Raw genomic sequence first — 21,044 nt, 5'->3', positions numbered from 1 at the left:
TATTATATTCACCATTTGGACAACAGATAAACCCTACGAAGTTCGTTTAACTTGTGAAACAGATACCTAGAAAAAATTTGTATTCTTCTCTAGGTTTATTTATGTTGCATTAAAAATCACAACAAACAATTTTAAAATAGTTCAGTTTTTACTTGACCTTTTTATAGCTGGCTTACTTAAATTGTTTATTTATTGGTTAATAGTTAAACGCATAAAATTATTATAGCATCTTTTGCGCCAATCGCGAAACTAAATTAGTCTTTTTACGAGCTAGGTTAAGAATAAGTTAAAAAAGAGGCTATTCCTTTTAGAGAAGTTGAGGTAAAATAAAAGGTTAGTGACATTTTTGTAAGTTAGTCGGTGAAAGTGTAAGGTGGTTAGATTTTCAATTGTTGAAATGCTTGATACAATTAACGAAGAATAGTGGGATATGGGGCAAAGTTTATAGGTGATCCGTCAGTAATATGCCACGAAACGAATGGAGGATAAAAGAAATGGCAAGAATTCTAGAAGTAGCCCGGTTAACTAAAATTTATGGGAGTAAATTGAATCCGACCAATGTTTTAGATAACATTTCTTTTACTGTGGATAAAGGCGAATTTATTGGAATTATGGGACCGAGTGGCGCAGGGAAAACAACTTTACTGAACATGATGTCGACGATTGATAAGCCGACAACAGGTAAAGTACTGATTAATGGAACTGATATCACGCGACTTAATGAGCAGAAATTGAGTGATTTTAGGCGACAGGAATTGGGGTTCATCTTTCAAGATTTCAATTTGATGGATTCGCTGACAGTTAAAGATAATATTTTATTGCCTTTAGCACTAGAGCGTCTGCCTTATGAAGAAATGTCTGGTCGTCTAGATCGTATTACTCGTATTTTAGGCATCAACCATTTGTTGGCAAAGGTTCCAGCAGACATTTCGATCGGACAAAAACAGCGAGTAGCAGCTGCCAGGGCGATTATTACAAAGCCACAACTTATTTTTGCCGATGAACCAACAGGCTCTTTGGACTCTAAATCAGCAACTGAATTATTACAATACTTAACAGAAATGAATAAGCAGGAGCAGGCTACTATTTTGATGGTGACTCACGACGCGTTCACTGCTAGTTATTGTCATCGTATCTTATTCATTAAAGATGGTGTAATATTTTCTGAAATAGTTCGCCAAGGGACTCGACGCGAGTTTTTCCAAAAAATAATGGATATGCAGTCGGCTATTGGTGGAGGTGTTTCACATGATCTTAGTTGAACTAGCGCTTAAAAATGTTCGAACGCAGTTAAAAAGTTACGTGATATACTTCATCAGTATGGCGTTCTCAGTTATGGTTTATTATAGCTTTACGTCAATGAGTCTGGATAAGTATTTAGTTGAGCGTATCGGACCAGAACAAAGCATTGATAGTACTCTTAAAGCAGCCAGCGTGATGATTGTGTTATTTATATTAGTTTTTATGTTTTCTGCTAACAGCTTCTTTTTGAAAAAACGTAAAAAAGAGATTGGCTTATATAATTTATTAGGGATGCGCAAATTTTCAATAGGCTTGTTGTTTTTTATGGAAAATTTAGCGATCGGGATAGGCGCACTACTAGCTGGGTTAGTATCCGGCGTGATTTTTTCGAAATTATTTGCCATGTTATTGGTTAAAGCCATGTATGTTGAAGCAGACAGTAGCTTTGCTTTTTCGCTACAGGCAGTCTGGTATACCGTAATTATGTTTATGATTATCCTAACGTTGGTATCGTTTCGAAGTGGCCGAGTAGTTTATCGGTATAAATTAGTTGACCTTTTTAAGGCAAGTCAAAAAGGTGAACGCATAAAAAAAATGACTTTTATGACTTGGGTAATCGGGTTATTAGGCATTTCATTGATCCTTTATGGGTATTACCAGGCCGTCCATTTAACGGATTATTCGATCTATTTAAATGAGAAAACAAAATCAGATATCGGTTTTCTTTATGCAGTAATGTTAATCTTGTTAGTTTGTGTTACGGGCACGTACTTATTTTTTCATGGATTTCTGCAAATAGCGATTGATGTAGTTCAAAAAATCAAACCTTTTTATTATCGCGATATTCACATGGTAACAACAGGTGGCCTTCGATTTAATTTGAAAAAAAATGCGACCACACTTGGAACAATCGCCGTTCTTTCAGGGACAGCTCTAGCGGCTATTGGAGGAGCTACAAATGTTTATTCGTTTGGAATGGAATTGGTGGATAATGAAATGCCTTTAGATTATCTGGTTGATAGTCGTGATTATCCAGCTCTAGAGGAAATTATTAGTGGCTTTTCAAACCATCCAGTGACAGATAAGGTGGAGTTGGAGATTAAACAAGTAGGGGGACATTTTATCCAGTCTATTTATGAGTTTGATACGTCTCACATCGCACCGATTGGGGTTGTGTCATTGAGTAATTATAAGCAGTTAAGTAAATTCAATCATTTACTAAAGCCAATTACTCTTAAAGGTGAAAATGAGGTTGTCTTATTGCAACGCTTATTAGGCAGTTCGATGGAGACAGAGTCTTACACATTTAGTGATTTAACTCTGCAATCGTATAACCAGCCTTTGAAAATTAAGGAATATCGATCTGATGATTTAGGTGGGGCTCGTAATGATCGTTTCAGTGGGAATACCATTATAGTTAGTGACAAGCTCTATGAGACCTTGCCTACCGAGCGAAGTTATCAGTTAACTATGATTAATGTAAAAAATGGTCAAGAAAGTGCGAACTTGTCAAAGGCAGTAGAAGATCAATTTTCACAAAAAGTTTATCAGGAACAGGTTATGCTATCGTTAGAAAATGGCAAAGTGGTTGGCAAAATTGGACCAGAATCAGTCACACCTAAAAATGAAGTGCAGACTGATCAAGGTGACGATTATCTAAGCAGAAATAATCTGGGGGCTCGTTATCCTGAATTGGTACGAAACCGAATGAGTTATGGCCAGCTTGTTTATACTGCTATCTTTTTGGGCGTTGTTTTTTTGATTGCCACAGGTAGCATTATTATGTTGAAACAATTATCAGAGGCACAGGAGGAAAGAGCGCGTTATCAGATGCTCAAAAAAATTGGGGTTCCTCAGAAAATGATTAAGCGTAGTGTTTACACTCAAAATTTCGTCGTATTCTTTCTTCCTTTGGCCGTAGCCTATCTACACTCGAAATATGCCTTAGTGACTTTGAGTTACATGGTCAGCAGTCGAGATGATACATTGACGTGGATTGCTCGTGGTTTCTTATTCATCATCTTTATTGGGTTCTTTTTTGTCACGGCAGCTAGTTATAATCGGCTTGTAAACGACTAACAGAAAAAAAGGTGAAAACGTTTGTAATCTTTTTGTAATAAAAAGAGAGATTGATCGTTTATTAGTAATGCTTAAAAAGGACCTGAGATGACAAAAATGTAAGGATTATTTAAGAAATATTTTACTATATATGGCATGATTTGTGCTATACTAGGCGTTGTAATATTTGTAATATATTATGGGTTTATAATCAGTCGCAAGTCTTATTCATAAGTCAGGCAAAGGCTTGATAACAAATGATGCGCTTTGATCTACAATAAAGATAAAGCAAAACAGTCGACTGCCAAGTAAGATTGGTTAAATAAAGGAGGAATTAACAATGATTGATAAATTAAAAATGAAATTAGCAGATGAGAATGTAAATTACTGGTTGGTTTTCTTCGGTAAGACATTATTTTACTTAACTATCATGCTTGTCTTGATTTATTTCTATCACTTTAGTCACATCGATGGTGGAAGCTTCATATACAATGAATTTTAAAAATTAACAGTGAGTTATAGAGAAGGGTAAAAAGATGGTGGAAACAATGACTTTAGTTGAAAAAATCGATCAATGGGCAAGAACACCAGAGCGAGTGTGTTTTAAAGATGGTTCTAACAGTTACACATATGCTCAGCTGAAACAAGACTCTGATAGCCTGGCTGCTTTTTTGGAGAAGACGTACACTAATCAAGCCCCAATCATCGTATATGGTGGTTTGGAGTATGAGATGATAGTCTCGTTTTTAGCTTGTTCGAAGGCAGGCCATGCCTATATTCCAATTGATAGCCATACACCGGCAGAACGCGTGTCATTAATTGCTGAGGTAGCTGACTATGCGGCAATTATAGCTTGGGCTGACTGGCCTTTAGCTAGTGCAACGAATTTAATAAGAGCTGAAGACGCTCTTGAGCAAATGGCTCAGGGAGTTGAACCAACAGGGAAAGGCGTTGCTGGAGACGACAATTACTACCTAATTTTTACATCAGGAACAACTGGTGTGCCAAAAGGTGTCCAGATTAGCCATGATAACTTAGTGAGCTATACCGATTGGATGCGACAGGATTTTGGTATAAAAGAGGGCCAAGTATTTTTATCTCAAGCACCGTATTCCTTTGATTTATCAGTCATGGATGTTTATCCAGCCTTATTATCTGGTGGTCAACTTACGCCATTAAAAAAAGCTGTTATTAATGAGTTTAAAACACTATTCACAGAGTTGCCAAAAATGGCATTGAATGTTTGGGTATCAACCCCCTCATTTGTAGATATTTGCTTAATGGACCCACGTTTTAACGGCGAAGAAAATCCAAGTATCACTCATTTCCTATTTTGTGGGGAGGAATTAGCTCATAGTACGGCTAGTAAACTACTTGAACGTTTTCCAGAGGCTCATATTTATAATACCTATGGGCCAACAGAAGCTACTGTGGCTATCACACAAATTGAAATAGCACCTGCTGTCTTATCAAGATATTCGCGATTGCCAATTGGCCGTGTTAAGTCTGATACTGCGATCTATATTATGGATGAGGCAGGCCATCCCTTACCAGAAGGCAGTATTGGTGAAATTGTGATTGTCGGACCGAGTGTGTCGAAAGGGTATTATCATAATTTAGAGAAAACGGCAGAAGCTTTTTATACAATTAATGGTTACCAAGCATATAAAACAGGTGATGCTGGTCTGTTAGAGGACGGCTTACTTTTTTATAAAGGGCGAATGGATTTTCAAATAAAACTGCATGGTTATCGAATTGAGTTAGAAGACATTGACCATCATTTAAGTGAGGTCTCTTATGTCAAGGCGGCAACGGTTGTACCAAAATATGCCGACCATAAAGTTCAACAATTGGTTGCGTATGTGGTGCCGGAAGCTCATTCTTTTGCTAAGGAATATCAATTGTCCAAGGCGATTAAAGAAGAACTTAAGCTAACGGTAATGGACTACATGATTCCACAAAAATATGTTTACGTAGAGGCGTTGCCGTTGACTCAAAATGGTAAGGTGGACCGTAAAAGCTTGATAAATGAGGTGAACGGGTCATGATAGATAAGCTGAATTACCTCTCTTCAATGATGGTTTACTTGTCACCTTATGAGAATCCGTTCTATTTTGTCATTTTAAGTGTGGCATTACTACCTTTAATCATTCAACTGTTGCGTGGTAAGCGAATGATGTGGTATCAAACTGTTTTAACGATTTTCTTTTTATGGATGAGTTTTGGTGGGCCGAGTTTTCATCAAGGAATCGCGCTACTCATTTATGTGGTATGGCAAACGTTGCTCGTGTGGCTTTACTTTAAGCACCGGCAAACCAAAAATAGTAATGGGATATTTTATCTTGCAGTTGTTTTAGCTATTGTTCCTCTTTTTTTAGTGAAAGTTATTCCATTTATTCTGGAGAATAAGGCATTTAGAGTAGTGGCTGATGCCTCTCCTTATTTGAAACTAATGCCTGGCTTAATTGGTTTCTTGGGAATTTCTTATTTGACCTTTAAAGCGGTCCAAATGATTATGGAAATTCGCGATGGGTTGATTAAGGACTACCATGTTGGACGTTATTTACAATTTCTTTTATTTTTCCCGACTATTTCATCAGGGCCGATTGATCGTTATCGTCGGTTTGAAAAGGATTTATTAAATCCGCCAGAAAAAGAAAAGTATCTAGAGTTAGTATCTAACGGGATTCAAATGTTTTTCATGGGCTTTCTATATAAGTTTATTATTGGGTACATTCTTGGTAGTCAATTATTGCCGCGAGTGCAAGATTTTGCGATCCAACAAGGCGGCGTTTCACTGGGGTTATTAGGAACGATGTATGTCTATACGTTCTATCTATTCTTCGATTTTGCAGGTTACAGTTTATTTGCAGTCGGTACGAGTAATTTAATGGGGTATGAGACACCTGTTAACTTTAATAAGCCATTTTTAAGTCATAATATTAAAGAATTTTGGAATAGATGGCATATGTCATTATCTTTCTGGTTCCGCGATTATGTATACATGAGATTGATGTTTACGCTCATTAAGAAAAAAGTATTTAAAAGTCGAGTAACTGCTTCAAATGTCGGGTATTTCGCCCTGTTTATTTTAATGGGTGTTTGGCATGGCTTAACATGGTATTATTTAGTTTATGGGTTATATCATGCGGCTTTAATTTGCTTGACAGATGTGTGGCTTCGTTATAAGAAGAAGCATAAAGACCATCTGCCTAGTAATAAATTTACTCATGGCCTGTCGATTTTCTTGACGTTTCATGCGGTAGCGCTAAGTTTCTTGATTTTTTCTGGTTTCTTAGATACCCTAATGAAAGTGCCTTTGAGATAAGAGAGACAAATAAATTGATAAAATAAAAGGAGAGAATGTCAATGAATACAAAAGAAACAATTTTAGATATTTTAGAAGAATTAACGGGAACAGATGAAGTAAAGGATAACCTAGCAGTTGATTTATTTGAAGAGGGGTTATTAGACTCGTTAGGAACCGTTCAATTGTTAGTTGAAATTGAAGGTCAGCTTGGTGTAACAGTACCAGTATCAGAATTTGAAAGAGATGAGTGGGCAACACCTCAAAAAATTGTGGATAATGTTGTTGCCATGCAAGCATGAGTTTTAAGAAGAAGCTTTTTACAACAATAGGACCTCTGCTGTTGGCTTTAGCGATTTTAGGAGGAATTTTTTTATCGCCATTTAAGTTCAGCGAGACAAGTCCAAAAGTGATTGAAGAAGCTTCTACCTCAATGGCTGTCAATGTTATTAAAGGGAATTTGTTAAAAAATAAAGCGATGGCTACAAATGAGTATGTGCCTTTTTTCGGCTCTTCCGAATTAAGTCGGTTCAATGCGTTTCACCCGTCTGTTTTAGCTAATAAATACGATCGTAATTATCGCCCGTTTCTTTTAGGAGCAGCAGGAACACAGTCGTTGTCACAATTTTTGATGCTACAATCAATGGGAGACGAGCTGGTCGGAAAAAAAGCTGTCTTTATTATTTCCCCTCAATGGTTCGTTAATCGGGGGGTGAGCAAAGAAATGTTTTCTTTGTATTTTTCACCATTACAAACATACGAGTGGGCAAAAAATGTTGATCAGATTGAAGAGAGTGACCGTTACACTGCTAAGCGCTTGTTGAAATTTTCTAGTGTACGTTCGGATACGACGATGAAAACTCTTTTGAGTCAAATTGCTCAAGGTAAGCCGTTATCTGACACTCAAAAAAAATTGTGTCGGATGAAGCTGAATGTATTAAATCGCGAAGATGAGCTTTTTGGTCATTTGGGGATGATGGGTAAACAAGGTAAAATCAAGAAGGAAGAGCGCTTATTGCCTAGCAAGTATGACTTGACTGACTTAGATAACTTAGCGTATAAGATTGGTAAGGAAAGTACAACAAGTAATGAGTTTCAGATTACTAATAAGTTTTACCAAAAACGAATTCTTCCAGTTAAAAGCTCTTTAGAAGGGTCACAAAAAGAGTTTGATTACCGTCAATCGACAGAGTTTAGTGATTTTCAATTATTCTTGTCTGAGGTGGCACGATTGAAGATGGATGTCCTGTTTGTTATTCCACCAGTCAATGCGCATTGGTCTGAATATACAGGTCTTTCTACTGAGATGCTTGACCAGTTTAGTCAGAAAATTAATAAGCAACTAAAGGATCAAGGATTTAATCATGTCCTTGATTTTACTAAAGATCGTGGTGAAGACTACTTCATGGAAGATACTATCCACATTGGTTGGCGTGGTTGGGTGGCAATGGATAAAGAAGTGGCACCTTTCTTATCTAAGCGTCAGTCAGAGGCCACAAACTATCAAGTAGATGATTACTATCTTTCAGAAGAATGGCAAAAATTACCACCAGCAGAAATTAAATAAGATCAATGACTCATGAATTTAATGTTCGTGGCATTAGTAGGGGAGGACGAAAGTCCTCCCCTTGTTTGTTTTATCTATATTATGAGATAAACATGCTACAAAAATTTGCTCACTACACTATCCCAAACGCTAAGCAAATAAATATGTAAGCCGTCATTCTTAGAGCTTTAGCGCTTAGAAATGAGGGACATCGAAGAGCCGTCATTCTTAGAGCATTAACGTATCGTTGTTTATGTAGTTGCTCGGAACAAAACGACTTTATGACGCCCAGCCTCTTTCCTACATAGAAAGAGTGGCTACTACTGGAAAATGATCGGAAGGATAACGACGGTCGCAGTTATCTGTTAAGACGGCGACTTTTTCGATGGTGACATCATCTGAGACAAAGATATAGTCAATTTCTTCCAGTTCTTCCCAAGGACAGTTATAGGCGAACTCTTGAAAAGTACCTAAAGGGCCATAGAGGTTATCATTTTTCATTCGTTTAGTATCATTAAAGTGCTGTGTAATGAGTTTGTAAGTTGCTTCGTTAGGTTGTGCATTAAAATCACCCATAAGAATAATGGGTTGCTTAGAAATGGTTAACAGGCAATTAGCCAAAATTATTTCAGCACCGAAAAGACGTGATTCTGGTGAAATATGATCTAAATGAGTATTGGCCACTACAAATTCTTGTCCTGATTTTATGTCTTTAAAAAAGGCACAAACACAGACTCGAGGACAGCCTGCTGTTGGGTGAATACTCGGAATATCTGGTGTTTCAGATAGCCAGAAGGCCTTTTTTTGAAGCAATTCAACTTTATCTTTTTTATAAAATATGGCTGTGTACTCCCCTTGATTAATACCGTCTTCACGCGCTAGTCCAGTCATTAGGTACCCTTCTAGAGCAAGTAGGTCAGTCAGTTGATGGGGAAGAGCTTCTTGAACGCCAAAAATATCCCAATCATGGTAGCGAATAAGAGAGAGGACGTGCTCTCGTCTATTGGACCAACTCCAATCACCATCTTCTGTCGTATCAGTTCGAATGTTATAAGTTGCGACTGTAAATTTTTCCATAATAAGACTCCTTTTAGTTGAAGTGTAGCTGTTTTATGCTTAGAATTATAAAGTTAGTTTTGAAGAAATACAAGGGACTATATCTTCAAGAGGATGGATTATCTTATCCAATTCACAGTGAGCTTTAGTTCAATTAAAGTAAGTAGAGTGTTATAATTGAGCAGTGAATAAATAATAAATAAGAGGTGGAAAAGGTGGATATCCAAGAAGAATTATTTTTAAAAGAACTAACGGATGCTCGTGGTGTACCAGGAAATGAAGAAGAGGTTAGAGAGGTTTTTAAAAAATATGCAGAGCCTCATGCAGATAAGCTAATGTACGACGGATTAGGCGGAATTGTTGCACGTCATAATGGTGATAAAGAAGGCCCACGAGTTTTAATTATGGGGCATATGGATGAAGTTGGGTTTATGGTCACGCAGATCACTGAAAAAGGGTTTATTAAATTTCAAACGCTGGGTGGTTGGTGGGGGCAAGTAATGCTTGCTCAACAAGTTCAAATTAAGACTGGGTCTGGTAAATTGATCCATGGTGTTATTGGATGCAAGCCTCCTCATGTATTGACAGCGGAAGCTCGTCAAAAGCCTTATGATGTTGCTGAGATGTTTATTGATATTGGTGCAACCAGTGATAAAGAGGCGAAAGAGTGGGGGATTCGCCCAGGGGATACGGTGACGCCATATACTGAGTATCGTCGTTTAAATGAGTCCAAATATTTATTAGCGAAGGCATGGGATAACCGGATTGGGACTGCAGTGTCTTTAAAAGTATTAGAAAACTTAGCTAATGAGGGGCATCCTAATGTGTTATTTGCAGGGAGTAATGTGCAAGAAGAAGTTGGGTTACGCGGGTCAAGAACGAGTACTCACTTAACTAATCCAGACATAGCTTTTGCCTTAGATACTGGGACTGCGGGGGATACTCCAGGGATGACAGCTAAAGAGTCTAACTCTGAGTTAGGCAAAGGCCCACAAATTTTAATTTTTGATGCGTCCATGATTCCTCATAAAAAATTACGTGATTTTGTGATTGAGGTTGCAGATGAGCTGAATATACCATATCAGCTAGAAGTGATTACAGGCGGTGGAACAGATGCAGGCACACAGCATATCACGCGTGACGGGATTCCATCACTAGCAATTACAGTTGCGACTCGTTACTTACACTCACATACATCCGTCATTCATGAAGATGATTATTTAAACACGGTTAAATTGGTAACAGAGGTTGTACGCCGTTTAGATAAAGAGACAGTCGCTAAGCTACGCGCGTATTAGAACAGTTTTTTTGAGTACGTGTCTCGCATAGTAGGAGTAGGACGTTTAGTCCCACTCCTTTTTTATTGGGTGGCTCGTAAGTCGAAAAGTTTGTTTAGGGCAATTAACAATAGGTGTTTTTATTTTGAGTAAGGTCTGTTTTTAAGAAGTTATCAATTATGATTAAAAACATTTTTGTCTTTTTTATTAGAGGATCTCAGAGTTTAGTTTGGAAATCGTTGATTTATGAGCTTTTTCATTTTAAAATAGTCAGAAGAGGTATAGAGTAAATAAGTGAAGGGAGTCGGATTGTCTTATGAAGGTAACAGTGTTAGGTTATTGGGGAGCATTCCCGTGGCAAGGAGAAGGGACTAGCTCGTATTTATTGGAGTCAAACGGTTTTAGTCTACTGATTGATGCTGGAAGTAGTACGCTGAATGTGTTGCAAGAGCAATTAGATCCGTTGATGTTAGATGCGGTCATTATTTCTCATTATCATCATGATCATATAGCTGATTTAGGTGTTTTACAGTATTATCGCCAGTTAAAACCCAAAGGAGCTGCGATTCCAGTGTTACCCATATATGGACATACTGAGGATACGTTTCATTATCACGAGTTGTCAATGGCAGGTGTTTCTGAAGGTCGGCCTTATTATGAGGATGAGACACTTGAAGTTGGTCCTTTTCGGTTACGTTTTTTGAGAACGGTTCATCCAGTGACTTGTTTTGCTATGAGGATTGAGGAAATTAAGACAGGAAAAACGTTGGTTTATACGGCTGACTCTGGTTACTTAGAGAGCTTCAGTCAGTTTGTTAAGGGCGCAGATGTTCTGATTGCAGATACTTATTTGTTGGAAGGACAAGAAAAGCATCACGCTCATTTTACCTCTAAGGAAGCTGGTATAATGGCGCGAGAGGGTCTGATCGATACGTTAGTGTTAAGCCATTTGCAGCAGGAAATCGAGTTGGAACTATTAAGAGAGCAGGCGCAACAACATGCAGGTAATAAGGTCAATGTGGTATTAGCACAGACAAATTTGACTTTAGATATTTAAAGAGAATGAAAGGATGATCCCATGTTATTTGTACCAAATGAAAACAACGATCCAAGAGTAAATTTAGCAATTGAAACCTATTTAATGAAAGAAAAGCCGATAGATGAGCCAATTTTACTTTTTTATATTAATGAGCCATCCATTATTATTGGACGTAATCAGAATACGATTGAAGAAATCAATAAAGAGTATGTGGAAGAAAAAGGCATTCATGTTGTTCGTCGATTAAGTGGTGGTGGCGCAGTGTATCATGATTTTGGTAATTTGAATTTTAGTTTTATCATGCCTGATGATGGTAATTCATTCCGTGATTTTGCTAAGGTGACACAACCAATTATTGAGGCGCTTCATGCAATGGGAGTAGAGGGTGCTCAATTAAAGGGACGCAATGACTTAGTAATTGGCGATAAGAAATTTTCTGGGAATGCCATGTATGCCACGAATGGTCGGATGTTTGCCCATGGTACGATTATGTTTGATAGTGATGTTAATGAGGTTGTTAATGCTCTTAAAGTGCGTAAAGACAAGATTGAGTCTAAAGGAATTAAGTCTATTCGTTCTCGCGTGACGAATATTAAGCCATTCTTATCTGATGAGTATCAGAATCTATCAACAGTTGATTTCCGTCAAGATATTTTATTGCGTATTTTTGGTGTTACGTCTATTGATGACGTAAAGACTTACGAATTAACAGACGAGGATTGGCAAAAGATTGATAAGATTTCTGATGAGTATTATCGTAATTGGGATTGGAACTACGGGCGCTCACCTGAATTTGATTTAGTTCGTCGCGAACGTTTCCCAATCGGTTCCATCGAAGCAAAAATGAATGTTTCGGATGGTAAGATCAATGATATTAGAATTTTTGGTGATTTCTTTGGTTTAGGCGAGATTGCAGATGTGGAAAAAATACTTAACGGAGTCAAGTATGACAAAGAATCTATTACTGAGGCTGTTTCGAAGATTGATTTGAAAAAGTATTTTGGAAATGTAGAGGTTACAGATTTAGTTAATTTACTTTATTAATCAGTATCAAGAAGCAACTCCTGCCATTTGGCTTGGGGTTGTTTTTTTTTGACGGTCAGTTTCTCTCACGCTGTTATAAATAAGTGAAAAAATGAGCTTGACTAAACCTAGTGAGTTGCTTATGCTAGTATGAGGCGTGCTTTTTGCACGAGAAATAGGAGAAGTGATGAGAAGTTGAAATTTAAAGTAGGGATGCGGACACTAAAAACCGGCCTTAGTGTCTTTATTTGCATGCTGATAACTTTTTTGCTCAAGCGTGAAACATATATTGTGTCAACAATAACAGCTGTTTTTACCTTGCGAGAAAATATGCAAAAAACAATGATGTTTGGTAAACATCGAATTGCTGGAAATATTTTTGGTGCGTTGACATCATTAGTGGTTATTTTCATTTTTAATATATTTGGAAATAGTCAACTAACGCAAATTATTACAATTCCTAGTGTGATTATCTTGATGATTACCTTATTATCTGGATTTGGTTACAATGAAGGAGTTGTTGGTGCGTGTGCGACACTGCTGACCATCTTATTTATGATTCCAGAACAGGATTCATATGTTTATGCTCTAAATCGAGTGATTGACAGCTTTATTGGAATGGGCGTTGCTTTGGGGATTAATTTGTTAGTTAATAAGCATGAGAAGGTTGTCTATCAGAAGGACGAGGCAAGCGATCGCTACAAGGGGCTGTGACGAATTTATGTCACGCCTTTTTTGATTAGAAGATAAGCTGGGGTGCCTTTTATAATTAACTAAAGATCAGCTCTTACTTTATAAAGATTACATTATTGCTTCACATTAACTTCACATCGTTTTGGTAAATTAGAAGAGTAACATAAGTAGGTGAATAGATGGTTCGTTCATTTAATGTGACGTATTTATATGTTATTTATTAAAACTGATTATGAAAGAGTTGATATATCTGAGTTTATATATTTAGGTCTTGTGAATTGTTATTTAAATAAGCATAAATAAAGAAAACGAACAAGGATTAGTGTATATTATAACATGAATGTAAAACGATGTTATACAGTGGAAGGAGAAGATATATGTGAAGCAAAAAGCGATTAGAACGTTTTTATTTATCGCCCTATTATCATTATTACAACCTGTCGCAGTTTCAGCAACGGAAATTGCCCAATTAACACAAATCAATCAAGGGGAATCGGCCTCTGTAGAAAATTCACCAGTAGAAGCAACAGAAGGAAGTTCGGAAGTATCGGTAACTGAGGAGCCTTCTGTCGATGAAGTAGCGATTACCTCAGAGATATCACAGGAAGAGCAGCTAACAAAAGAGACTGTTACTAGTACAGAAGCAACTTCTGATGAAACTGAACCATCAAAAACAGAGAGTACCGAGTCGTCAACTAGTGAAACTAAGCCGAGTGAAACTAAGCCGAGCGAAACCAAGCCAAGTGAAACTAAGCCAAGCGAAATCAAGCCAAATAAACCAGCAACAAAGCCAATTGTGCCGACACCTCCAAACTCAGTCCAGCCAGTATATCCAATTGGACCTAGTTATGAGGAAGAGCCACAATCAGAGGAAGATGTTTCTGTACCGGTTGGTGGAGAAGCCAGTGTTACTTTTAATAATACGACTGAGGAGTTCATCAGAAAAATTGGTCCACTAGCTGCTCAAATTGGTGATAAGCAAGATTTGTATGCGTCTGTGATGATTGCTCAAGCAATTTTAGAAAGTGCTTCGGGAAATTCTACGCTAGCAGGTATGCCTAACTATAATCTTTTTGGCATTAAAGGAAGCTATCAAGGGAAATCAGTTGGAATGCCAACTCAGGAAGATGCTGGAAACGGCTCTCTTTATACAATTAATGCAAACTTCAGACGTTATCCAACCTATAAGGAGTCATTGGAGGATTATGCTAAATTATTAAAAGAAGGGATCTCTGGTAATCCGGATTTTTATAAGGGGACCTGGAAGTCCAATACACGGTCTCATGAAGAGGCGACAGCTTTTCTGACAGGGAAGTATGCGACAGACACACAATATGCAGCAAAATTAAATGGGTTAATCAAAACCTATAAGTTAACACGTTATGATAAGTTTGATAAAGAGATGGAAACCTTGCTAGCTTCTATTACAATGGGGCCAAAAGAAGAGAAACTAGTTGCCGAGGCAACTCAGTTCTTAGGCTTACCTTATGTGTGGGGTGGGACAACCCCTCAGGGCTTTGATTGTTCTGGTCTAGTACAGTACGTCTATAAAAAAGCTGCAAATGTTGATTTACCACGGGTAACATGGCAACAAGAAACATTAGGTAAAGAAGTTAAATTAGATGAGTTAAAAACAGGAGACCTATTGTTCTTCGGAACAAGAGGAGCAACTCATCATGTGGCGATGTATATTGGTGATGGGCGATTTATTCATGCCCCAGAAACTGGCGATGTGGTGAAAATTACGGCCATTGCTGATTTTAAACCTGACTTCGCTAAACGACTTTTAGATTAATTAATAAAACTTGTGGGGAATGCTACTATTCTTCACAAGTTTTTTGTTTGTCAAATGAAATCAGGTATAATGAGTTAAGGATGGTGAAGGAGGAGTGGTAACGTGAATCTGTATTGTGATAGCTGTGGCACCAAATTAGTAGAGAAATTAGATGAGGAAGGTCTAACTCCTTATTGTATAAACTGTCAGATATTCAAGTATCCAACTTTTTCAGTGGCGATGAGTACAATGATTCTTAATGCTGAAAAAGATCGGCTATTATTGATCAAACAAGGTGGCCGAGAGGGGTATATTTTAACAGCTGGCTATGTGTCACTGGGGGAATCGGTTGAAGAGGCAGTGGTCCGAGAGGTTCAGGAAGAACTTTCTTTGCGCGTGGTTGATTCCCGTTTTTTACGCAGCCGTTACTATGAGCCGTCAAATACGCTGATGATGAATTTTGTTTCAGTGGTTGAGTCTGAGGCGTATATTCTTAAAGAAGATGAAGTGGATGCAGCTAATTGGTTTACTTTTGGTGAAGCGAAGCAAGCGATTAGACCTCATTCATTGGCAGAGCAGTTTTTATTAGCTTTTTTAGCAGAGTGAAAAAGGACATGTGGCAAGTTAACTTTGCCGACATGTCCTTTTGCTTTTTGTCTATTTGACGTCTTTTGTGTTCTCTACAATTTTTGTAACAATGCCATAATCAACCGCTTCGTCAACACTTAGCCAGAAATTACGATCGGTATCAGCAGCGACTTTTTCGTATGAGTTGCCAGTTGCTTCTGCGATTAAGCGATTGACACGTTCACGCATCCGAACAATTTCTTTGGCTTCGATTTGAATTTCAGTACTTTGACCTTGAACTCCACCAGCTGGTTGATGAATCATATAACGAGTATTTGGTAAGCTGTAGCGATTTTTAGCTTGGGCGGCTAAGTAAATAGTAATACCTGCGCTAGCCACCCAACCAGTTCCGATTACTTTTACTTCTGGTTTTACAAATTTAATCATATCATGAATCGTATCCCCAGCTTCAACATGACCACCTTGGCTGTTGATGAAGATAGTGATTGGCTCGTCACCTAAGGATTCTAATAATAACAATTGACTTGTTACTTCTTTAGCTAAATCCTGGTCTATGCCACCATAAATTAAAATGGTGCGATTTTCAATCATTTTTTTTGTTAACAAACTGTTTACATCCGTTGCTTTTGTTTCTTCTGTCATGATTAGAGCCTCCAATAGATTAATTTTTATTAGCAAACTTGCTAGTGTTGTCTAGAAATATCTTAGCACAAAGAAAAAGAATAAACAAAAGATTTGACCTTCTTTGACTAATATTTTGTTTATCCTTTAAACTAGCTATCTACGTACTTTTCTGCCTAAGCCGACACCATTGCGCATTTTTTGCAAGGTTTTATTGGCAACTCGTCGAGCTTTTTCAGCGCCTTCGTCTAGGATTTGATTGAGCTCACCAGAGACTAAGAGCTCCTTCTGACGGTTTTGAATAGGTTCTAGGGTAGCAACTATGGCTTCACCTAAGTCGGCTTTAAACTCGCCATAACCAGCATTTTCGTATTGTTCAACTAATGCAGAAATTGTTTTACCCGAAACGGCAGCATAAATTGTTAATAAGTTTGAAATGCCGGGTTTCTCTTCGACATTATATTCGATTTTTCCGCTGGAGTCAGTGACTGCAGAACGAATTTTTTTACGAATCGTATTAGGCTCATCAAGCATCGAAATATAACCTTTTGCATTTGTATCTGATTTGCTCATTTTTTTAGTGGGCTCTTGTAAGCTCATAATGCGAGCGCCTTGTTCAGGAATTTTTACTTCAGGCAGAACTAGGATAGGTTGTTTATCTGTACCATAACGTCTGTTAAAACGCTCAACAAAATCACGTGTTAATTCCAAATGTTGTTTTTGATCATCGCCTACAGGAACTAGGTTAGCATTATACAAGACGATATCTGCTATCATTAATGGTGGATAAGTCAAAAGGGCTGCGCTAACTCCTGTACGACCATTTTTTAGTGACTTATCTTTAAATTGGGTCATCCGTTCTAATTCGCCAATCGTGGTATTGCATTGGACAATCCAAGCGGCTTCAGCATGGGCGGATACCTCAGATTGAATAAAGATGGTTGATTTTTGTGGATCCACTCCGACTGCTAAGTAGAGAGCAGCTAGACCAAGGGTTTGTTCTCTAAGCTTTAAACGATCCTGGGGAACTGTAATCGCATGTTCATCAACGATGCAGTAATAGCAGTTATAATCTTCTTGAAGTGCAACAAACTGTTGCATGGCACCGATGTAGTTGCCAATAGTGGGGATCCCACTTGGTTGAATACCAGAAAAAATTGTGTCCATATGTGTCATCTTCCTAACTTTTTTTATTAGCGGGTAACAGGTTACTCTTAGCTGAAATAGTGACTAACTAAGTCAATTAAGTGTTATCATTTAATATTATACTGGAAAGTAAAGGAAAAAGACAGTTCAATTAAGTGGCTGATAAATGTCTAATCAATAAAAACTAATACAGAAAAAAAACTGTACCAGTGTTTAAAAAAGGTACGAATTACATTTGTGAACTTTTCATGAATATTGTATAATAATTGCAAGAAGTTATCGAGAAATACATACACGACAGGGATTCTGGTGGTTTTTTTTTTTGAGAATTAGTTAATTTGGTGTAGTAATTAGTTTCATAATGAGGTATAATATAACTTGTAAGAGTTACAGTTGAGGTTGCTGTAATAAATTATGGATGCAGATGTAGAGTGCATGAAAAAAGGAGTGAATCATATGCTAACACTATATACTTCTCCAAGTTGTACGTCTTGTCGAAAAGCAAGAGCGTGGTTATTGGAACATGAAATTCCTTTTAGAGAACGTAATATCTTTTCAGAACCGCTGGATATTATGGAGCTGAAAGAAATTTTACGAATGACAGAGGATGGAACAGAAGAAATTATTTCGACACGTTCTAAAGTATTTCAAAAGTTGGATATGGATCTTGATGAATTGCCGCTACCAGAATTATTAAAACTAGTGCAAGAGAACCCAGGTTTGCTACGACGTCCAATTATGATTGATGAAAAACGACTTCAAGTAGGATTTAATGAAGATGAAATTCGTCGTTTCTTGCCACGGGAAGTCCGTGCTTTAGAGTTACGCCACGCCCAATTAATGGCTGGTTTATAGAATGAGTCGATACCTCGTCTGTTTGGCGAGGTATTTTTAAGATTTTTTTCTTTACTTTTGTAGGTTTTAGGCTACAATGTGTCTATAGAGAATAATTACTAACTGAATTAGTATAGTAAAGAAGAGAGGTGTAGCCAATATGGAAATGGAGCGCATTAATGAGAATACTATTCGAGTATTAATTGAGAACGAAGATTTAGAGGAACGTGGGATTACCTTCTTGGATCTGTTAGGCAATCACAAACAAATCGAGAATTTCTTTTACAGTATTTTAGAAGAAGTAGATATTGATGAGCAATTCCAAGAAACAGACGCAGTCACGTTTCAGGTGCTACCGAATCGAAATGGTTTAGAGTTATTTATTAGTAAGAATATGATGATGGGGGACGATGGTGATATTCCTGAGCTATCAGATGTCATGAATCAAGATGCTTTCGGTGAGTTTGTTAAAAAGCAAATGTCAGATGGTACCCCTTTAGAAGAAATGCGCAGTCCTAGTAACCTCGATAAATATATTGACAACCTAGATTCTCCAATCATTGAATCTGTTGTCAAATTAGAGTCATTTGAAGATTTGATTCAGTTAGCTAAGATGGTTAAATTTGAAAATGTTATCACGCATCTATATCGATTAGAAGATGAGCCAGAAGCTTATTTCTTACATGTGATTTTCTTCTTAGAGGATACAACAGAAACTCAGGTTAACGATGATATGGCAGTTATTTTAGAGTTTTCAAGTCTGACTAAAATAACACCAGAGGTATTGGAAGAATACGGTCAATTAATCATGGAGCGTAGCGCGTTAGAGCAAACAAAGTATTATTTTAAGAAGTAATTGTGATTCTTAATAGTTAGCTGTTAGTTTCTTTTTAAGCGAAGCTATCAAAAAATGTTCTTATAAAAAAAGTGATTAGAAGGGATCTGTTTCTAATTGCTTTTTTTGTGCGTTTTAGTTGCTTAATAATTGCGAATTACGCTAGACTTATTCTTGTGAATAAAAATAGGAGTGGTAAAAATGACTCAATATAGAACATTATTGTTTGATGTAGATGAGACACTACTTAATTTTAAAGAAGGCCAATATAATGCTATGACTCAACTTTTTACAAGTCAAGGTGTAAGGTTGACACCTGAGATACGGCAGCTCTATGAGGTGAAAAATGCGGCGCTCTGGGAGGCTTTTGAAAAAGGAGAGCTAGCAAAGGAGCGAGTATTGGCTGATCGTTTTAGTTATATTTTTAGTGAGTGTGGCTTAGTTAGAGATGGGGCAGAGATGGATCAGATTTTTCGAGATTATTTGAAAGAGGAAGCGATTCTTTTGGATGGAGCTTTTGACACTGTATCGGAGTTGTCAACTAATCACCAATTGTATGTTGTCACCAATGGTGTGTCGGCTACGCAGTATCGTCGTTTAGAAAAAGCCCAGTTAATGCCATACTTTGCTGATGTTTTTGTTTCAGAGGATACTGGTTTTCAAAAACCCATGCCAGAGTTCTTTAACTATGCTTTTGAGCGAATCCTTGAATTTGAACTTGAGAAGACCTTGATTATTGGAGATTCGTTATTGGCAGATATTAAAGGTGGTAATAATGCGGGAATTGCTAGTTGCTGGTATAACCCGCATAATAGTATTAATCAGCATGGAATCACCCCAACTTATGAAATTGATCACTTAACTCAGCTACATGAAATTGTTTAATAATAAAAAAGATCAAGAGCTCATAATCAGAGCTCTTGATCTTTTCTATTATTAGTCCAACCCGATTAAGTAGTCGTCATCTTTCATTGCCTCTACAGAGCCTAGTAAATACCCATTCCCAACTTGCGAGAAGAAATCATGATTGCTGGTCCCTGTGGAGATACCATTCATGATGATTGGGTTCACGTCATTTGCTGTATCAGGGAAAAGTGGATTCAAACCTAAGTTCATCAAGGCTTTATTAGCATTATAACGTAAGAAGACTTTTACATCTTCAGTCCAGCCAAGCTCATCGTATAACAATTCGGCGTACTTTTCTTCGTTTTCATACAATTCATATAATAAGTTATACATCCAATCTTCCATCTTTTGTTGGTCATCCTCAGATAGTTGATTGAAACCTAATTGAAATTTATAGCCAATATAAGTTCCGTGAACAGATTCGTCACGAATAATTAATTTGATGATTTCTGCGACATTCGCCAGTTTGTTGTTACCCAAGTAATGAAGTGGTGTGTAAAAACCAGAATAGAATAAGAAGGTTTCAAGATAAACACTAGCTACTTTTCGTTCTAAGGGAGAACCATTCAAGTAAATATCATTGATAATTTTAGCTTTTTTTTGTAAGTATTCATTCGTGTTGGTCCAGTCAAAAATCTCATCAATTTCAGCTTTAGTATTCAACGTACTAAAAATGGAAGAGTAGCTTTTTGCGTGAACTGATTCCATAAATTGAATATTGTTTAGAACGGCTTCTTCGTGAGGTGTCCGGATATCATGACGAATGGCATCAACACCATTTTCAGATTGCAGCGTATCTAGCAATGTTAGACCACCAAAAACACGGCCAACAGTTTGTTTTTCTAATTCAGAAAGTGTCCGCCAATCATCTAAATCATTTGATAATGGAATACGTGTATCTAACCAGAATTGTTCTGTTAGCTTTTCCCATGTTGATTTATCAATGGCATCTTCGATGGCATTCCAGTTTATTGCTTCGTAATAAGTTTCACCCATTAGTCCATTTCCTCCTGTTTACCAGGCTTATTATGCCTGGATTAGTTGCATGCTCATTTCTGACAGAAAAATAGGGAAAAATGTGCAAGTAGTCATTGCAATC

General features: G+C 37.3%; 20 protein-coding genes. 16 read left to right on the top strand and 4 right to left on the bottom strand.

Annotated elements, in window-relative coordinates:
* The first annotated feature begins 494 nt into the window (after positions 1 to 494).
* From AC5KOD_RS10345 to dltD, 7 genes are all read left to right on the top strand, one after another.
* Positions 495 to 1,262 carry an ABC transporter ATP-binding protein gene (locus AC5KOD_RS10345; RefSeq protein WP_496914478.1) on the top strand — a complete coding sequence of 256 codons (768 nt, stop codon included), beginning with the start codon at positions 495 to 497 and terminating at the stop codon, positions 1,260 to 1,262.
* Positions 1,249 to 3,321: an ABC transporter permease gene (locus tag AC5KOD_RS10340; RefSeq protein WP_496914477.1), complete on the top strand. Its 2,073-nt coding sequence runs from the start codon at positions 1,249 to 1,251 to the stop codon at positions 3,319 to 3,321. Before AC5KOD_RS10345 ends, AC5KOD_RS10340 begins: the two co-directional genes overlap by 14 nt.
* 319 nt (positions 3,322 to 3,640) lie before the next feature.
* Positions 3,641 to 3,802 carry a teichoic acid D-Ala incorporation-associated protein DltX gene (locus tag AC5KOD_RS10335; protein WP_496914476.1) on the top strand — a complete coding sequence of 54 codons (162 nt, stop codon included), beginning with the start codon at positions 3,641 to 3,643 and terminating at the stop codon, positions 3,800 to 3,802.
* A 34-nt stretch (positions 3,803 to 3,836) separates the two neighbouring features.
* Entirely contained in the window at positions 3,837 to 5,348 is a 1,512-nt protein-coding gene (gene dltA / locus AC5KOD_RS10330; protein WP_496914475.1) for a D-alanine--poly(phosphoribitol) ligase subunit DltA, read from the top strand.
* A 26-nt stretch (positions 5,349 to 5,374) separates the two neighbouring features.
* Complete coding sequence (gene dltB, locus AC5KOD_RS10325; protein ID WP_496914481.1) at positions 5,375 to 6,628, top strand: D-alanyl-lipoteichoic acid biosynthesis protein DltB; 1,254 nt, start codon at positions 5,375 to 5,377, stop codon at positions 6,626 to 6,628.
* A 41-nt stretch (positions 6,629 to 6,669) separates the two neighbouring features.
* Positions 6,670 to 6,909 (top strand): D-alanine--poly(phosphoribitol) ligase subunit DltC, encoded by a 240-nt coding sequence (dltC, locus tag AC5KOD_RS10320; protein WP_496914474.1) that lies wholly within the window; start codon positions 6,670 to 6,672, stop codon positions 6,907 to 6,909.
* Positions 6,906 to 8,174, top strand: a complete 1,269-nt coding sequence (gene dltD, locus AC5KOD_RS10315; protein WP_496914473.1) for a D-alanyl-lipoteichoic acid biosynthesis protein DltD — start codon at positions 6,906 to 6,908, stop codon at positions 8,172 to 8,174. Before dltC ends, dltD begins: the two co-directional genes overlap by 4 nt.
* A gap of 279 nt (positions 8,175 to 8,453) precedes the next feature.
* Here the strand turns inward: dltD and AC5KOD_RS10310 are convergent, their stop codons facing one another.
* A complete protein-coding gene (locus AC5KOD_RS10310; protein WP_496914472.1) occupies positions 8,454 to 9,230 on the bottom strand; it encodes an endonuclease/exonuclease/phosphatase family protein in 777 nt (258 codons plus the stop codon).
* A gap of 194 nt (positions 9,231 to 9,424) precedes the next feature.
* On the opposite strand from AC5KOD_RS10310, the gene AC5KOD_RS10305 reads away from it, so the two are divergent.
* The 6 genes from AC5KOD_RS10305 (at position 9,425) to AC5KOD_RS10280 (ending at position 15,621) form a co-directional block, all read left to right on the top strand.
* Entirely contained in the window at positions 9,425 to 10,507 is a 1,083-nt protein-coding gene (locus tag AC5KOD_RS10305) for a M42 family metallopeptidase (protein WP_496914471.1), read from the top strand.
* Between the two features lie 295 nt (positions 10,508 to 10,802).
* Positions 10,803 to 11,543, top strand: a complete 741-nt coding sequence (locus tag AC5KOD_RS10300) for an MBL fold metallo-hydrolase (RefSeq protein WP_496914470.1) — start codon at positions 10,803 to 10,805, stop codon at positions 11,541 to 11,543.
* A gap of 21 nt (positions 11,544 to 11,564) precedes the next feature.
* Entirely contained in the window at positions 11,565 to 12,569 is a 1,005-nt protein-coding gene (gene lplA / locus AC5KOD_RS10295) for a lipoate--protein ligase (RefSeq protein ID WP_496914469.1), read from the top strand.
* Positions 12,570 to 12,761: 192 nt separating this feature from the next.
* The gene (locus AC5KOD_RS10290) at positions 12,762 to 13,262 is read left to right on the top strand and encodes an FUSC family protein (RefSeq protein ID WP_496914480.1); all 501 of its coding nucleotides are present in this window, start codon (positions 12,762 to 12,764) and stop codon (positions 13,260 to 13,262) included.
* A gap of 358 nt (positions 13,263 to 13,620) precedes the next feature.
* Complete coding sequence (locus tag AC5KOD_RS10285) at positions 13,621 to 15,036, top strand: glucosaminidase domain-containing protein (RefSeq protein ID WP_496914468.1); 1,416 nt, start codon at positions 13,621 to 13,623, stop codon at positions 15,034 to 15,036.
* 102 nt (positions 15,037 to 15,138) lie between these two features.
* Positions 15,139 to 15,621 carry an NAD(+) diphosphatase gene (locus tag AC5KOD_RS10280; protein WP_496914467.1) on the top strand — a complete coding sequence of 161 codons (483 nt, stop codon included), beginning with the start codon at positions 15,139 to 15,141 and terminating at the stop codon, positions 15,619 to 15,621.
* A 51-nt stretch (positions 15,622 to 15,672) separates the two neighbouring features.
* On the opposite strand, the gene AC5KOD_RS10275 is transcribed toward AC5KOD_RS10280, so the two are convergent.
* Together AC5KOD_RS10275 and trpS are read right to left on the bottom strand one after the other, a co-directional pair.
* Positions 15,673 to 16,245: an ATP-dependent Clp protease proteolytic subunit gene (locus AC5KOD_RS10275; RefSeq protein ID WP_496914466.1), complete on the bottom strand. Its 573-nt coding sequence runs from the start codon at positions 16,243 to 16,245 to the stop codon at positions 15,673 to 15,675.
* Positions 16,246 to 16,380: 135 nt separating this feature from the next.
* Positions 16,381 to 17,391, bottom strand: coding sequence for a tryptophan--tRNA ligase (gene trpS / locus AC5KOD_RS10270; RefSeq protein WP_496914465.1), 1,011 nt, complete (start codon positions 17,389 to 17,391; stop codon positions 16,381 to 16,383).
* 435 nt (positions 17,392 to 17,826) lie between these two features.
* Between trpS and spxA the strand changes: the two genes are divergently transcribed.
* The 3 genes from spxA (at position 17,827) to AC5KOD_RS10255 (ending at position 19,924) form a co-directional block, all read left to right on the top strand.
* Positions 17,827 to 18,225 (top strand): transcriptional regulator SpxA, encoded by a 399-nt coding sequence (gene spxA, locus AC5KOD_RS10265; protein WP_496914464.1) that lies wholly within the window; start codon positions 17,827 to 17,829, stop codon positions 18,223 to 18,225.
* 139 nt (positions 18,226 to 18,364) lie between these two features.
* The gene (locus AC5KOD_RS10260) at positions 18,365 to 19,060 is read left to right on the top strand and encodes an adaptor protein MecA (RefSeq protein WP_496914463.1); all 696 of its coding nucleotides are present in this window, start codon (positions 18,365 to 18,367) and stop codon (positions 19,058 to 19,060) included.
* A 180-nt stretch (positions 19,061 to 19,240) separates the two neighbouring features.
* Positions 19,241 to 19,924: a YjjG family noncanonical pyrimidine nucleotidase gene (locus AC5KOD_RS10255; protein WP_496914462.1), complete on the top strand. Its 684-nt coding sequence runs from the start codon at positions 19,241 to 19,243 to the stop codon at positions 19,922 to 19,924.
* Between the two features lie 51 nt (positions 19,925 to 19,975).
* Here the strand turns inward: AC5KOD_RS10255 and nrdF are convergent, their stop codons facing one another.
* Positions 19,976 to 20,941, bottom strand: coding sequence for a class 1b ribonucleoside-diphosphate reductase subunit beta (nrdF, locus tag AC5KOD_RS10250; protein ID WP_496914461.1), 966 nt, complete (start codon positions 20,939 to 20,941; stop codon positions 19,976 to 19,978).
* Between the last annotated feature and the right edge of the window lie 103 nt (positions 20,942 to 21,044).

This window comes from Vagococcus sp. WN80Y (genome assembly GCF_059621045.1).
The sequence above is the reverse complement of the archived record's forward strand: the minus strand, read 5'-3'. Positions and strand labels throughout refer to the sequence as shown.

Bases quoted from the DNA above. Each gene is read 5' to 3' on its own strand.
- AC5KOD_RS10345 (WP_496914478.1), top strand. From the start codon at position 495: ATGGCAAGAATTCTAGAAGTAGCCCGGTTAACTAAAATTTATGGGAGT.
- AC5KOD_RS10340 (WP_496914477.1), top strand. From the start codon at position 1,249: ATGATCTTAGTTGAACTAGCGCTTAAAAATGTTCGAACGCAGTTAAAA.
- AC5KOD_RS10335 (WP_496914476.1), top strand. From the start codon at position 3,641: ATGATTGATAAATTAAAAATGAAATTAGCAGATGAGAATGTAAATTAC.
- dltA (WP_496914475.1), top strand. From the start codon at position 3,837: ATGGTGGAAACAATGACTTTAGTTGAAAAAATCGATCAATGGGCAAGA.
- dltB (WP_496914481.1), top strand. From the start codon at position 5,375: ATGATGGTTTACTTGTCACCTTATGAGAATCCGTTCTATTTTGTCATT.
- dltC (WP_496914474.1), top strand. From the start codon at position 6,670: ATGAATACAAAAGAAACAATTTTAGATATTTTAGAAGAATTAACGGGA.
- dltD (WP_496914473.1), top strand. From the start codon at position 6,906: ATGAGTTTTAAGAAGAAGCTTTTTACAACAATAGGACCTCTGCTGTTG.
- AC5KOD_RS10310 (WP_496914472.1), bottom strand. From the start codon at position 9,230: ATGGAAAAATTTACAGTCGCAACTTATAACATTCGAACTGATACGACA.
- AC5KOD_RS10300 (WP_496914470.1), top strand. From the start codon at position 10,803: ATGAAGGTAACAGTGTTAGGTTATTGGGGAGCATTCCCGTGGCAAGGA.
- lplA (WP_496914469.1), top strand. From the start codon at position 11,565: ATGTTATTTGTACCAAATGAAAACAACGATCCAAGAGTAAATTTAGCA.
- AC5KOD_RS10290 (WP_496914480.1), top strand. From the start codon at position 12,762: ATGCGGACACTAAAAACCGGCCTTAGTGTCTTTATTTGCATGCTGATA.
- AC5KOD_RS10275 (WP_496914466.1), bottom strand. From the start codon at position 16,245: ATGACAGAAGAAACAAAAGCAACGGATGTAAACAGTTTGTTAACAAAA.
- trpS (WP_496914465.1), bottom strand. From the start codon at position 17,391: ATGGACACAATTTTTTCTGGTATTCAACCAAGTGGGATCCCCACTATT.
- spxA (WP_496914464.1), top strand. From the start codon at position 17,827: ATGCTAACACTATATACTTCTCCAAGTTGTACGTCTTGTCGAAAAGCA.
- AC5KOD_RS10260 (WP_496914463.1), top strand. From the start codon at position 18,365: ATGGAAATGGAGCGCATTAATGAGAATACTATTCGAGTATTAATTGAG.
- AC5KOD_RS10255 (WP_496914462.1), top strand. From the start codon at position 19,241: ATGACTCAATATAGAACATTATTGTTTGATGTAGATGAGACACTACTT.
- nrdF (WP_496914461.1), bottom strand. From the start codon at position 20,941: ATGGGTGAAACTTATTACGAAGCAATAAACTGGAATGCCATCGAAGAT.